Source organism: Streptomyces sp. NPDC102467, from assembly GCF_044765445.1.
Lineage (GTDB): Bacteria > Actinomycetota > Actinomycetes > Streptomycetales > Streptomycetaceae > Streptomyces.
The window spans coordinates 154,479-167,919 of record NZ_JBIWKA010000019.1 but is presented as its reverse complement, the minus strand read 5'-3'; the positions used below and the strand labels follow the sequence as shown (position 1 = coordinate 167,919).

Below are 13,441 nucleotides of genomic sequence, written 5' to 3'. Positions count from 1 at the left end.
TTGTGGTCAAGGCCAGGAAGGGCGAGATCCTGAGGCATGGCTCTGCGACTGCTGTACTTGGTCTTCCTGAAGATCTTGGGATGGATGGCGTTGCTTGCGCGATCGGAGGCTTCCAAGAACGCGGAGATCCTCGTACTGCGGCACCAACTCTCCGTCCTCCGCCGCCAAGTCGCACGACCACAACCCTTATGGGCGGACCGGGCAGCGATCGCAGCACTGGCCCGGTTACTACCCAAGGCCCTTCGAGGGCATCTGTTCGTCACCCCGGGCACGCTGCTGCGCTGGCACTCCGACCTGGTCAAACGCCGCTGGACCTACAAAAGCCGAGGCACCGGCCGTCCACCGACCCGGCCCTGCGCCTGCCGATAATTTCATCCGCGCAGCTCATGAGCGTCTTCGACGATGCGGCAGGATGAGCACTCGTGCTGCTTCGTCTCGCCTACCTGACCATCACCAACACGTTCGCGGCGCTGCGACTGCTGCCACTGAGCGACCGCGACAAGGACGCGGAAATCCTCGCCCTGCGCCACCAGATCACCGTCCTGGAACGACAACTCGGTACGGACCGGATCAAGTTCACTCCCGCGGACCGGGCGCTCCTCGCCGCTCTACTGGCGTCCCTGCCCCGCCAGGCCATGCGCCGAATCCGGTTACTGGTCCGGCCCGACACCCTGCTGTGCTGGCACCGCGACCTGATGAAGCAGCGCCACGCCCGCACCTGCCGGCCGACGAAGCCGGGTCGACCGCCCACAGTCCGCTCGATCCGCACGCTGATCCTGCGCCTGGTCCGCGAGAACCCCTCCTGGGGCTACCGCAGAGTGCAGGGCGAACTCGCCACCCTCGGCATCCAGATCGCCGCCTCCACCGTCTGGGAAATCCTCACCGCCGAGGGCATCGACCCCGCGCCCGACCGGGCCGCCACCACCTGGGCCGACTTCCTACGCTCTCAGGCCGACGCTCTCCTGGCCTGCGACTTCATCGAAACCATCACCCTCACTGGACACCGCCAGTACATCCTCGCGGCCATCGAACACGCCACCCGACGCGTCCGCATCCTCGGCGTCACCGCACATCCCACCACGGCCTGGGTCACCCAGGCCGCCCGCAACTTGACGATGGACCTGGCAGACGCCAACGTCGCCGTCCGGTACCTGATCCGGGACCGGGACACGAAATACCCTGTCCTCTTCGACCAGATCCTGGCCGACGCCGGCATCCGGGTCGTACTCACGGGCGTCCGGGTGCCGCGCATGAACGCCTTCATGGAGCGGTGGGTACAGACCTGTCGCCACGAACTGCTGGACCGCACCCTTATCTGGAATGAGCGCCATCTACGCCACGCGCTCCGCCAGTTCGAACTGCACTACAACACCCACCGGCCCCACCAAGCAAAAGATCAGGCAGCGCCCCTGTGCGCCGTCCCCGACCCGCTTCCCCACGCACAGATCGCAAGCCTGAACGTACGCCGAAGAGACCGCCTCGGCGGAGTCCTACACGAATACCAACATGCCTCCTGAACTGCACGGATGGAGTTTTCGGCAGGGGCACAGCTCCGGATTGCCCAGCGGAAGCATCGGCGCATTGCCCACCCAGTCCTGTGCACTCGCCGCGAGCCGGTCGGCCGCTACCTCAGGATCGAAGTACCGCCAGGCGGAGCTGACTTGAATACCAAGTTACGCCGCAACCGCGGCGATCCGGTCCTCAACAAAATCTTCGACGGTGGCCGGAGCGAGCGTGACACCGCGATGGGCGAGCGCGGCCAGAGTCTGCGCGACGGCGCCCTTGAACGCCTTGGAATTCCGCATACCAGACGCGTAGTTGGGGGCCCGTCGGTCCATGGCTCGTTTCCTCGCCACCGAGTCCTCGAGGGTGTGCCCCTTGGCGCAGCGATCCACCGCACTCGTGTCGAGCCGGCCGCCGAGACTACCCACGGTTACCGCTTCGGGTGTACCCAAACTTCCGTCAACCGCGCAGAACGGCGCCTCCCCACAGTCAAGTTGTCAGACCGACCCCTCGCCACCCGCTCCCACCTGCACCGCGAGACCCGCACTCGTTCAACACCTCGATGCAGTACACATGACTCTCGTGACAAGGGGTCACCGAAATCGGTCAAGTGCTCGCGCCTCGACGACCCCCTTTGAAAAAACACCAGGGAGCAGGTGAGCACTTGACCACCGTGCTCCCGAAGCCCGTTTTTCCGCGACGCCCCGGGCAATCCGGCTCACCAATTTCCACCCGCCCGAGGGATTGACCGTCAAGCCATGTTGACGATCGCGACCATCAGGGAGCACGGGGAGCAAAACCCTGCTCCCTGTGCTCCCTGCTGCTCCCCGATCCCTGTCGTGGACACGCAAAAAGGGCCATCCGAAGATGACCCTTGAGCTGCGGAAACTACATACAGCAACCGACATAAAATGTCGGGACGACAGGATTTGAACCTGCGACCCCTTGACCCCCAGTCAAGTGCGCTACCAAGCTGCGCCACGTCCCGATACTCGCTGACCTGGGGTTTCCCCTGGCCGAACGTGCACGGAAACCATACCGCACTTGGGGCAGTGGTCGCGCATCTCTTTCGGTCGTGGGAGCTCTTGACCTCAAGCAAGGTCGAGGTTGCACGCTGCCTGTTATGACGACGACAGCGCGGCGACGCGCGTACGGCTATACGGACCTGACCCGTCTGATGAGCGCGATGACCGGGGACGAGAAGCACGGGCCCGCCGCCACCTCCACCCTCGACGTGCTGTGGGTGCTCTATGACAAGGTGCTGCGGGTCGAGCCGGGCGCCGTCGGGGAGCCGGGGCGTGATCGGTTTCTGCTCTCCAAGGGGCACGGGCCGATGGCGTACTACGCGGTGCTCGCCGCGAAGGGGTTCGTGCCGGTCGAGTGGCTGGCCGGGTTCGGGGAGTACGAGTCGCGGCTCGGGCACCATCCCGACCGGGTTCTCGTGCCCGGCGCGGAGATCGGCAGCGGGTCGCTCGGGCACGGGCTGCCGATCGCGGTGGGGACGGCGCTCGGCCTGCGTGCCCAGGGGCTCGATGAGCCCGCCGTCTGGGTCCTGGTCGGCGATGCCGAACTGGACGAGGGCAGCAATCACGAGGCCATCGCCTTCGCCGGAGCCGCCGGTGTCGAGCGGCTGCACGCCGTCGTGATCGACAACCTGTCCGCCACGTACGGCAGGGCGGGCGGTATCGCGGCCCGGTTCGAAGCGGCCGGCTGGTCGACGCTGACCGTGGACGGCCGGGATCACGCCGCGCTCTACGAGGCGTTCAGCTCGCCGCATCCGGGGCGGCCGCACGTGGTTGTTGCCCGGGTCGAGCCGAAGTTCGCGTGAGCGTCACGGTCCCCCTTTCCCAATACTTGTGCACCGTTCGGAAGGAACTCCGTCATGGACACCATGCGTGACCGTTTCGCCCCCGTCGTCTCCCGGCTGCTCGATGAGGATCCCCGCGTGGCCGTCGTGCTCGCCGAGATCGGTCTGGCACCGTTCGCCCAGGCCGCGCGCCGCCATCCGCACCGGGTGATCAACGTAGGGATCAGGGAGCAGCTGCTTGTCGGGGTCGGCGCGGGGCTCGCGCTCGCTGGGCTGCGACCCGTCATGCACACCTTCGCCAGCTTCCTCGTGGAGCGGCCCTTCGAGCAGGTCAAGCTGGATTTCGGGCATCAGGACGTGGGCGGGGTCCTGGTGAGCGCCGCCGGGTCGTACGACGTGTCGGCCGGCGGCTTCACACACATGGCGCCCGGCGACGTGGCCCTGCTCGACACGCTCGACGGCTGGACCGTGCACGTGCCCGGGCACCCCGACGAGGCGGAGGTGCTGCTGCGGCACGCCGTGGCGAACGGTGATGAGCGCGCGTACGTCCGGCTGTCCGCGCAGGCCAACCGGGAGGCGCTCGCCGTGGACGGGACACGCTTCCTGACCGTGCGGGAGGGGCGCGGGGGTGGTGTCGTCGTCGCCGTCGGGCCGATGCTCGACAACGTGCTGGCCGCGACGGAGGGCCTCGACATCACTGTGCTGTACGCGTCCACAGTGCGGCCTTTCGACTCCGGGGCACTGCGTCGCGCGGTGCGGGAGGGCGAAGCCGCAGATGTCGTCCTCGTCGAGCCGTATCTGGCAGGCACGTCGACGGCCGCCGCCAACGACGCGCTCGCCGATCTCCCGCATCGCGTACTCGGGCTCGGTGTGGGCCGACGGGAGCTGCGGCGCTACGGCCTCATGGAGGAGCACATCGCCGCCCACGGGCTCGACGCGGCGACGCTGCGGGCGCGGATCGATGCATTCTTGGGCGCATCGGCTGCGGGGTAGGCGCGGGCCCGCATCAGCCGCCCGCGGGCACACCAGTCGCGGGCCCCCGCCGCCCCCGGGCACACCAGTCGCGGGCCCCCGCCGGTCCCGCGACTGGCATGGGGCCGCATCAGCGATCCTCCGTGCGCACCGGCCGCGGAACAGGCGCAGGCACGCATCAGCAACCCCCTGGGCACGCCGATCACGAGATCGACACGGGCACGCATCAGCACCCCTCAGGCGCACCGCCCGCCGAACAGCCGCAGGCACGCATCAGCGCGCCCCGGGCACGCCGACGACGGCATAGGCGCAGGCCCGCATCAGCGCCCCCGGACACACCGCCCCCGAAACAGCCACAGGCACACATCAGCCACCCCCCGGGCGCACCGCCCGCGGCACCGGCGTGGGCAGGGAGCGTAGCGGGGGCGTGTCCGCTCGTATGAGGTTTCGGATTGCTGGGATCGCGAGCAGGGCGGACGCGCAGGCTACGGTGACGACGCCGCCGGTGAGGAGGACGTGCCGGGTGCCGAACGCGCCTGCCGCCGGGCCGGCGAGTGCCTGGCCGACCGGTGCCATGGCGAGGGAGCCGGCGACGTCGTACGCGTGGATGCGGTTGAGGACGTCGCGGGGTACCTGTGTCTGCACGCTCGTCGCCCACATCACTCCCCAGAACGACACGCCGGCGCCGGCCACCGCGCAGCCCGCCATCATCCCGGGCACGCCGAGCCCCGCGCCGACGGCCGCCGGGAACAGGGCGAACCCGAACAGGGCGAAGGAGCCCGCGCGGAGCATGCGGCGAGGGCGCAGGCGCAGCGCGACCAGGCCGCCGATCACGGTGCCCGCGCCGAGTGCCGAGTTGACCAGGCCGTAGGCGCGCGGCCCGTGTTCCAGAGTGACCTGGGTGGCGACGAGCGGGACGGCCGGGCCCGACGCGCCGATCATCAGGACGCACCAGACGGCGATGACGCCCCACAGCCATTGGCGGGCACGGAACTCCCGCCAGCCCTGCCCGAGATCCCGGCGGAAGCCCTGGTGGGAGGGCACGCTGTCGGGTGGTGCCGGGGGCAGGCGCAGGAGGACGAGGCAGAGCGCGCTCAGTGCGTACGTTCCGGCGTGCGCGGCGAAGACGACGCCGGGGGAGGCGAACGCGACGAGCAGTCCCGCGACGGCGGGGCCCGCGAGCTGGGAGCCGGACTCGGCGACGCGGATCGAGCCGTTCGCGGCCTGTACGTCGTCGGCGAGGCGGGGCACGGTGCTGGCGACGCCGGGCTGGAAGATCGCCGATGCCGCGCCGTTGACGGCGCCGATGACGCAGATCTCCCAGAGCACGACGTGCCCGGTGAAGAACATGACGGCCGCGAGGGACTGGGACATCAGGCGCGTGACGTCGGCGCCGATCATCAGCCACCGGGTGTTGAACCGGTCCGCGAAGACCCCGCCGAATATGACGAGCCCGGCGAAGCAGGCCACGGACGCGGCCATCGCGAGGCCTACCGCGCCCGCGCCGTACCCGTACTGCAGCAGTCCCGCGGCCAGCGCCACGGGCAGCATCGTGTCGCCGAGCTTGGCGACGGCCCGTGCCGTGAAGAACAGTCCGAAGTCCCGCGACCACATGCCGCCCGAACGGGGCGGGGTGGCGTCGCGGCGTCCCCGCCGCCGCCACCCGGTACGCCCCACGGCCCGTTCCGGCGCGGCCGGGCCGCTGTCGTCCCCCGGCCGTCCACCGCTGCCCGTGCTGTCCGTGCTGTCCGTGCCCATGCCCGCCCCGACTCCTCCCGGCCCGCTCCCGCCCCTACGGGCGGATCATGCCACGCTCCCCGGGCCGGGCCCCAGGGAGTTTCAGCCCGCGGCCGGGAGCCCCAACTCCGGGTGTGCGTCGAGGAGTCGGGGCGGTGCCGCCTGGCGCCAGGAGTCGGTGAGGACGGCGCGCAGCTCGTCCGTGTCGTCGAGCGCGGCGAGCCGGGCGCGGACCCAGGCGAAGGACGCCTCGTGGTCGGCGATCCAGAACTTCTCCGGCTCGGCCAGGACGAGTTCGTCGCGCTCCTCCTTGGGGCAGCGCACGGCGATCGACGTCTCCTTCTCGGGCAGCGTGACGAACATCTTCCCCGCGACCCGGAAGGTCGGCATGTTCCAGGCGATCTTCTCCGTCGTCTCCGGCAGGGACAGGGTGATGGCGCGTACATCCTCGGCGTCCGGCATGGGAGGAACCGTAGCCAAGGGCACTGACAGACACGTCCGACGGGCTGCTCACGGAACGCGTTTGTCCAGCCAGGCCGTGAGGTCGTCCTGCACCTCGTCGCGGTTGGTCTCGTTGAGGATCTCGTGGCGCGCGCCCTCGTAGCCGCGCCACGTCAGGTCGGTGACGCCGGCGTACCGGAAGTCCTCGAGGAGTTCGTGGACGAGGGTCATGCGCTGGTTGCAGGGGTCTTCGGTGCCGGCCGCTACGTGGATCGGCAGGTCGGCGGGGATGCGGGCGAGGTTCTCCGGGTCGTTGATCCGGCGCACGGCGCGGACCCAGTCGAGGGTGAGGCCCGCCGAGAACGGGAAGCCGCAGCGCTCGTCGGCGACGTATGTGTCGACCTCGGCCTCGTCCCGCGAGAGCCACTCGAAGCCGGTGCGGTGCGGGTACGGGTCGTTGAACGCGGCGAACAGGTCGGGTACGTAGGAGGAGAGCTCGGCCCGGCCGGAGCGGGCGATGTCCGCCTCCAGGGCCGCGATGGAACCCTCGTTGTCGGCGCCGGGCAGGGAGCGGAAGGTGCCGGAGAGGATCACGCCGACCAGGTCGTCCGGGTGCCGCTGCACGTAGTCGCGGGCGAGGAGCGAGCCGAGGCTGTGGCCGAGCAGGACGAAGGGGACGTTCGGGTACAGCGCCCGCGCCTGGTCGCCGATGGCCTTGAGGTCCTCGACGATCGCGATCCAGGCGTCGACCGTGCCGGGTTCCGCGTCGTCGGTGACGCCGTAGCCGCCGGTGGTCGCGGCGGTGGCGCCGTGGCCGCGGTGGTCGGAGGCGATGACGCCGTAGCCGTGCGCGGTCAGGTGGCGGGCGAACCGGTCGTAGCGCAGGCCGTGCTCGGCCGCGCCGTGGGCGATCTGCACGAACGCGCGGGGCCTGCCGCCGTCGGGGAGCCAGGTGTAGGTGGCCACGGCCGCGCCGTCGCCGGTGGTCAGCACGCTGGTGGTGTACGCGGGGTCGGTCATGGGGCGGCTCCTGATCACAGGTGGGCGGGCGGATCCTCTCCACCTCCCCTGCCCCGTCGGCGCTCATGCGTGCATGGACGCGAACGGCGGCGGGCGGCATGCTTCGACCACGAGGCCACACGCCACGAGGCCGTCAGCCCCCGGCCGCCTCCCCCAGCGCGTCCAGGACCGGACGGATCAGCGGATGCGTCTCCGCGCCGTGGCGGACCGCCGCGAAGACCTTGCGGGTGGGGGCGACGCCGTCGATCGGGCGGACCACGACGTCGGTCAGGTCCATGCCGACCAGTGCCGAGCGCGGGACGAGGGCCACGCCCGCGCCGGCGGAGGCGAGGGCGACGACCGCGCGGAAGTCGTCGGAGAGGTGCTCGAACTGCGGGGCGAATCCGGCGTGTTCGCAGGCCAGGACGACCACGTCGTGGCACGGGTTGCCGGGGTAGGGGCCGATCCAGGTGTCCTTCGCCAGTTCGGCGACCGCTACTCGCTCGGCGTCCGCGACCCGGTGCGCGACCGGCAGCACCGCGTCGAAGGGTTCGGCGTAGAGCGGCACCCTGGTGATCCGGTCGTCGTCGGCTCCCGGGCCGCCCCGGTACTCGACGGCGACCGCGACGTCGATCCGCCGGTCGAGGAGCATCGGCAGGCTGGCGTCGCCCTCGGCGTCCTGGACCCTGGCCCGGATGCCGGGTGCGGTGTGCGCGAGCCGCGCCAGGGCCGGGCCGACGACCAGGCCGATACCGGTCGCGAAGGAGGCCAGGGTCACCGTGCCGGCCGCGCCGGTGCTGTACGCGGCGAGTTCCGCCTCGGCGCGCTCCAGTTGGGCCAGGACGGCGTTCGTGTGGGTGAGCAGGATCTCGCCGGCCGGGGTGAGGCGGACCCCGCGGGCGCCGCGCTCGACCAGCCTGTGGCCCGTCTCCTGCTCCAGCGCCGTCAGCTGCTGGGAGACCGCGGACGGGGTGAGATACAGCGCGGCGGCAGCCGCCGTGACCGTGCGGTGGTCGGCCACCGCACGCAGGATGTGCAGCCGCCGCGCTTCGATCATGCCCCTATTGTCCCAAACCGGTCAGCCCAGCTGCGCGCGGGCCTCCACGAAGGCGTCCACGGCCCTGTTCACGTCCTCGGTCGAGTGCGCGGCGGAGAGCTGGACCCGGATCCGGGCCTTGTCCTGCGGCACGACCGGGTACGAGAAGCCGATCACGTAGACACCGCGCTCCAGGAGCAGTTCGGCCATCCGGCCGGCGACCGAGGCGTCGCCGATCATGACCGGGGCGATCGCGTGGTCGCCGGGGAGGATGTCGAAGCCCTCCTCCGTCATCCGCGTACGGAACAGCTTGGTGTTGGCGGCTAGGCGTTCGCGCAGGTCACCGGCGGACTCCAGGAGGTCGAGGACCTTCAGGGAGGCGGCCGCGATGACCGGGGCGAGGCTGTTGGAGAACAGGTAGGGGCGCGAGCGCTGACGGAGCAGCGCGACGATCTCGGCGCGGGCCGCGACGTAGCCGCCGGAGGCGCCGCCGAGCGCCTTGCCGAGGGTGCCGGTGATGATGTCGACGCGGTCCATGACGCCATGCAGCTCGGGGGTGCCGCGGCCGCCGGGGCCGACGAAGCCGACGGCGTGCGAGTCGTCGACCATGACCATGGCGTCGTAGCGCTCGGCGAGGTCGCAGATGTCGGCGAGCGGCGCGACGTAGCCGTCCATGGAGAAGACGCCGTCGGTGACGATCAGCTTGCGGCGGCTGCCGGAGGCGGCCTTGAGCTGGGCCTCCAGGTCGGCCATGTCGCGGTTGGCGTAGCGGAAGCGCTTGGCCTTGCTCAGGCGGATGCCGTCGATGATCGAGGCGTGGTTGAGGGCGTCGGAGATCACCGCGTCCTCGGGGCCGAGGAGGGTCTCGAAGACGCCACCGTTGGCGTCGAAGCAGGAGGAGTAGAGGATCGTGTCCTCCTGGCCGAGGAAGGAGGACAGGCGTGCCTCCAACTCCTTGTGCACCTCTTGCGTGCCGCAGATGAAGCGCACGGAGGCCATGCCGTAGCCCCAGCGGTCGAGGGCCGCGTGGCCCGCGGCGATGACCTCGGGGTGGTCGGCGAGGCCGAGGTAGTTGTTGGCGCAGAAGTTGAGCACCTCGCCGGGCCGGCCGCCCGCCGTCACGCCGACGGTGGCGGACTGCGGGGTGCCGATGACCCGCTCGGGCTTGTGCAGGCCCGCGGCGACGATCTCGTCGAGGGTGGTCCGGAGGTCTTCGCGTACGTTGTCGAACATGCCGAAAGTCCTTGTCAGCGGAGGGAGTTGACGTCGGGGGGCAGGCTCCCCAGTCGGGGTCAGGCTTCCCAGTCGGGGGGCAGGCTTCCCAGTCGGGGTCAGGCTTCCCAGTCGGGGTCAGGCTTCCCAATCGGAGGTCAGGCTTCCCAGTCGGGGGTCAGGCTTCCCAGTCGGGGTCAGGCTTCCCAGTTGAGGATGACCTTGCCGCCGCGGCCGCTCGCCGCGTCGTCGAAGGCCGCGTCGTGGTCGGTGTACGCGTAGCGGCCGGTGATCACCGGGGCGAGGTCGAGGCCGCCTTCCAGGAGGACCGACATCGCGTACCACGTCTCGAACATCTCGCGGCCGTAGATGCCCTTGATGGTGATCATCGAGGTGACGATCCGGGCCCAGTCGACGGCGAACTCCTGTGACGGGAGGCCGAGCATGGCGATCTTTCCGCCGTGGGTCATGTTGGCGAGCATGTCGCGCATCGCGGCCGGGTTGCCGGACATCTCCAGGCCCACGTCGAAGCCCTCGCGCAGGCCGAGCGTGCGCTGACCGTCGGCGATGGTGGACTCGGCGACGTTCAGGGCGAGGCTCGCGCCGACCTTGCGGGCCAGCGCCAGGCGCTCCTCGCTGACATCGGTGATCACGACGTTGCGGGCGCCGGCGTGCTTGGCGACCGCGGCCGCCATCAGGCCGATCGGCCCGGCGCCGGTGATCAGGACGTCCTCGCCGACGAGCGGGAAGGAGAGCGCGGTGTGCACGGCGTTGCCGAACGGGTCGAAGATCGCCGCCACGTCCAGGTCGACGGGGACACGGTGCACCCACACGTTCGACGCGGGCAGGGCGACGTACTCGGCGAACGCGCCGTCACGGCCCACGCCCAGGCCGACCGTCGCACGGCACAGGTGGCGCCGCCCGGCGAGGCAGTTGCGGCACTTGCCGCACACGAGGTGGCCCTCGCCGCTGACCGTGGCGCCCACGGCGATGTCCGCGACGGCGCTGCCGGTCTCCACGACCTCGCCGACGAATTCGTGGCCGACGACGAGGGGCGCGCTGATGGTCGACTGCGCCCAGCCGTCCCAGGCGCGGATGTGCAGGTCGGTGCCGCAGATCCCGGTCCGCTGCACCTTGATCAGTACGTCACCGGGGCCGACGGACGGCTCGGGCATGTCCGTCAGCCACAGTCCCGGCTCGGCCTTCTCCTTGACCAGTGCCTTCAACGGCTCGGCTCCTGTCGTCGCGCACGCGGGCAGCACGAAGCGGCCCGCCTACGGGGAAGAATGTGGGGGTGGCGGTCAGCAGGCCGCCACCCCGGACTCTTCCGTACGGCGGCGCCCCGGTCCATCGAGGATTTCTTAAGCGCCGCCGCAGCTTTCCTACAGGCAGCTCCCTACGGATGTACTTGGACCTGGGCCAGGCCCACCCGGCCGGTGCCCGTCAGTTCGACGCGGACGTAGCGGGCCCGGGTGTCGGTGGCGAGCACGGTGGGGCGCAGGGCCTTGCCCGTGACGTGGACGGTGGTGGCGTCGGAGAAGTCGGCCGACGACGCGAGCCGCACATCGAAGCCGGCCGTCGTCATCGAAGCGTCGTTCCAGATCTCGACCTGGCCGATGTGCCGGCCCGCGCCGAGGTCGACCTGCCACCAGGCGCCCGGCTCGGCGAGCGTGCGGGTGTCGGTGGAGGTGTCCCCGTCGACGGCCCGCGCGGCCCCGGCCGTGCCGTCGGTCGAGGACTGGGTGGCGGTGCCCGTGCGCGCCAGGTCGGGGCGGAGCTGTTCGACGCGGTCGTGCCCTTCGGCGCCCGCCGCCGCGGCGACCTTCAGGGCCTCGGCGGGGAGGCGGTCGAGCTTGGTGTGGTTGTCGGTGAGGGTCGAACCGGTGCCGGCGAGGGCGGGCGTGTCGGTGTCGGTCCAGTTGCCGGTGGCGTGGTTGTCGATGCCGTAGTCGGCCCAGTTGGAGACCCACTTGTAGCCGAGCCGGGTCAGCACGTTGCCGCTCACCGTGATGTGGCTGGACTGTTCGTCGAGGTAGATGCCGTTGCCGTCGCGCTCGGTGTTCCCGTAGGCGCTGCGGTTGATGTAGTTGCCGGAGACGACGGTGCCGGGCTGGGCGCCCTGGGTGTAGATGGCGCCGCCGTCGTGCTGCTCGTAGGCGACCCGCATGACGTCGGTGATCCGGTTGTTCGTGACGCGGTTGGCGCGCAGTACGGACTGCTGGGCCTCGGGCTGGTTCCAGCCCCAGCCGACGGAGACCGCGGAGTACGGCAGGTCTTCGAGGGTGTTGTGGTCGATGACGGTCCCGGCCTCGTAACCCGCCCAGATCCCGACGGCGTCGGTGTACTCCACTCCGGTGCGGCGGATGGTGTTGTACGACACCGTGTTGTGTGCGCCCGCGAGTTCGGGTGCCGGCATGGGGTCCGTGTCACCGAAGTACGCGGCGCCCGAGGAGAGGTCGCTGAAGCGGGAGCGCGTGAGGGTGGAGTCCTGCGTGCCGTGCTCGAAGACAGCGCCCGCGCCGCCCAGTCGGGTGAAGGACGCGTGGTCGACGACGACATGGCGGCCGCCGCGCACGGTGAGGGCGGCGGCGGGCTTGGTGTAGAACCGCCCTGCGTGATCCACCGGCCCTGTGGCGCCGGTCAGGGTCAGCCCTGCCTGCATGCCCGCGTAGCCCTCGTCGGTGGACGGCTGGCTGTAGGCGGCGTATGCGAAGCCGATTCCGGTGATGTGGACGTCGTGCGCGCCGTCGAGGACGAGCAGGTTCTCCGTCGCGGGGGTGACGGCGTGGAAGCGGCGCGGATTCTCGCCCTTGCGCGGCAGATACGTGACGGTCCGCGCGGCCGAGTCATACACGAACTCGCCCGGCTGGTCTAGGAGTTCGCGCGCGTTCTCGAAGAAGGCGACCTTGGAGTAGCGGGCCGAGTCGACGGCCGTCGAGTCCCAGGCGGGGCCGGTACGGTCCGTGCCGGACGCGGAGTTGGTCCAGCAGGGCTGGGCGAACGCCAGGGTGTCGCCGGTGACGGACGCGATGCGGCAGTGGTAGTTGCGCCACCGCACCCGGATGACGGCCTCCGCGTCGGTGGGCCGGGCCCACCGGGAGATCCCCGTGGCCTGCGCGCCGGTCATGCCGGTCCTGGTCGCGTCGCACACGGAGGCGGCACAGGACTCGCCCCGGGCGCGCACGGCCCGTTCGCCGTCGACGAAGAGCTGCCGTGGGACGACACCGTTGGGCACCTTCGTGGTCCAGGTGCCGTCGGCGTTCGCGGACCAGCCGGTCAGCGCGCGCCCGCCGGAGAGGACGGGACGGGCGCCGCGGGCGGCGGCCCAGGTGACGCCGGAGTCGTCGGCGCCGAGTTTCAGTGGCGTACGCAACTCGTATGTGCCGTCGGCCAGTTCGACGCGTACGTCCCGACCGGTGACGTTCCGCGCGGCGTCGCGCGCGCCCTCCACCGAGCAGGGATGTCCGCTGGTGCAGGATGTGCCGGTGCCGTGCGGCGCGGCATGCAGGACCTTCGTGGCGGGTGCCGCCTGCGCGGTGGGCAGCGGGGCGAGGGCGACGGCCGCGGCGGCGAGGAACGCGGCGGCGGTGGCGCGGGCTGTGCGGGTGCCGGATCTCATGCGATGGCCTTTCCTACGGTTGGGGCGCCGCAGCGCCCTGAAAGGGGCGCGGGGAACCGCGCGAGCAACCACGAACGGCTTGCGGCCTCCCACACACAGGAAGCACCGGCCTGGA

At 70.8% G+C, this 13,441-nt stretch carries 11 protein-coding genes and 1 tRNA gene; 3 read left to right on the top strand and 9 right to left on the bottom strand.

The window, feature by feature from the left end; all coding sequences use genetic code 11:
* Positions 1-422 precede the first annotated feature (422 nt).
* Positions 423-1,517: an integrase core domain-containing protein gene (locus ACIREE_RS34510; protein ID WP_404161261.1), complete on the top strand. Its 1,095-nt coding sequence runs from the start codon at positions 423-425 to the stop codon at positions 1,515-1,517.
* Between the two features lie 156 nt (positions 1,518-1,673).
* On the opposite strand, the gene ACIREE_RS34505 is transcribed toward ACIREE_RS34510, so the two are convergent.
* Together ACIREE_RS34505 and ACIREE_RS34500 are read right to left on the bottom strand one after the other, a co-directional pair.
* Complete coding sequence (locus ACIREE_RS34505; protein WP_404161258.1) at positions 1,674-1,838, bottom strand: hypothetical protein; 165 nt, start codon at positions 1,836-1,838, stop codon at positions 1,674-1,676.
* 579 nt (positions 1,839-2,417) lie between these two features.
* Positions 2,418-2,491: transfer RNA gene (locus ACIREE_RS34500), tRNA-Pro, on the bottom strand.
* Positions 2,492-2,626: 135 nt separating this feature from the next.
* Here ACIREE_RS34500 and ACIREE_RS34495 point away from each other — a divergent pair.
* Entirely contained in the window at positions 2,627-3,331 is a 705-nt protein-coding gene (locus tag ACIREE_RS34495) for a transketolase (RefSeq protein WP_404161255.1), read from the top strand.
* A gap of 54 nt (positions 3,332-3,385) precedes the next feature.
* Positions 3,386-4,303, top strand: coding sequence for a transketolase family protein (locus ACIREE_RS34490; RefSeq protein WP_404161252.1), 918 nt, complete (start codon positions 3,386-3,388; stop codon positions 4,301-4,303).
* A gap of 345 nt (positions 4,304-4,648) precedes the next feature.
* On the opposite strand, the gene ACIREE_RS34485 is transcribed toward ACIREE_RS34490, so the two are convergent.
* From ACIREE_RS34485 to ACIREE_RS34455, 7 genes are all read right to left on the bottom strand, one after another.
* The gene (locus ACIREE_RS34485) at positions 4,649-5,896 is read right to left on the bottom strand and encodes an MFS transporter (RefSeq protein WP_404161374.1); all 1,248 of its coding nucleotides are present in this window, start codon (positions 5,894-5,896) and stop codon (positions 4,649-4,651) included.
* A gap of 225 nt (positions 5,897-6,121) precedes the next feature.
* A complete protein-coding gene (locus tag ACIREE_RS34480; RefSeq protein WP_404161249.1) occupies positions 6,122-6,481 on the bottom strand; it encodes an MmcQ/YjbR family DNA-binding protein in 360 nt (119 codons plus the stop codon).
* A gap of 48 nt (positions 6,482-6,529) precedes the next feature.
* Positions 6,530-7,480 (bottom strand): alpha/beta fold hydrolase, encoded by a 951-nt coding sequence (locus ACIREE_RS34475; RefSeq protein ID WP_404161247.1) that lies wholly within the window; start codon positions 7,478-7,480, stop codon positions 6,530-6,532.
* Between the two features lie 133 nt (positions 7,481-7,613).
* Positions 7,614-8,516, bottom strand: a complete 903-nt coding sequence (locus ACIREE_RS34470; protein WP_404161245.1) for a LysR family transcriptional regulator — start codon at positions 8,514-8,516, stop codon at positions 7,614-7,616.
* A 21-nt stretch (positions 8,517-8,537) separates the two neighbouring features.
* On the bottom strand, positions 8,538-9,728 hold the full coding sequence (locus ACIREE_RS34465) for a glycine C-acetyltransferase (protein ID WP_404161242.1): 1,191 nt from the start codon (positions 9,726-9,728) through the stop codon (positions 8,538-8,540).
* Between the two features lie 176 nt (positions 9,729-9,904).
* A complete protein-coding gene (gene tdh / locus ACIREE_RS34460) occupies positions 9,905-10,933 on the bottom strand; it encodes an L-threonine 3-dehydrogenase (RefSeq protein ID WP_404161239.1) in 1,029 nt (342 codons plus the stop codon).
* Positions 10,934-11,103: 170 nt separating this feature from the next.
* Complete coding sequence (locus tag ACIREE_RS34455; RefSeq protein WP_404161238.1) at positions 11,104-13,326, bottom strand: right-handed parallel beta-helix repeat-containing protein; 2,223 nt, start codon at positions 13,324-13,326, stop codon at positions 11,104-11,106.
* Positions 13,327-13,441 lie beyond the last annotated feature (115 nt).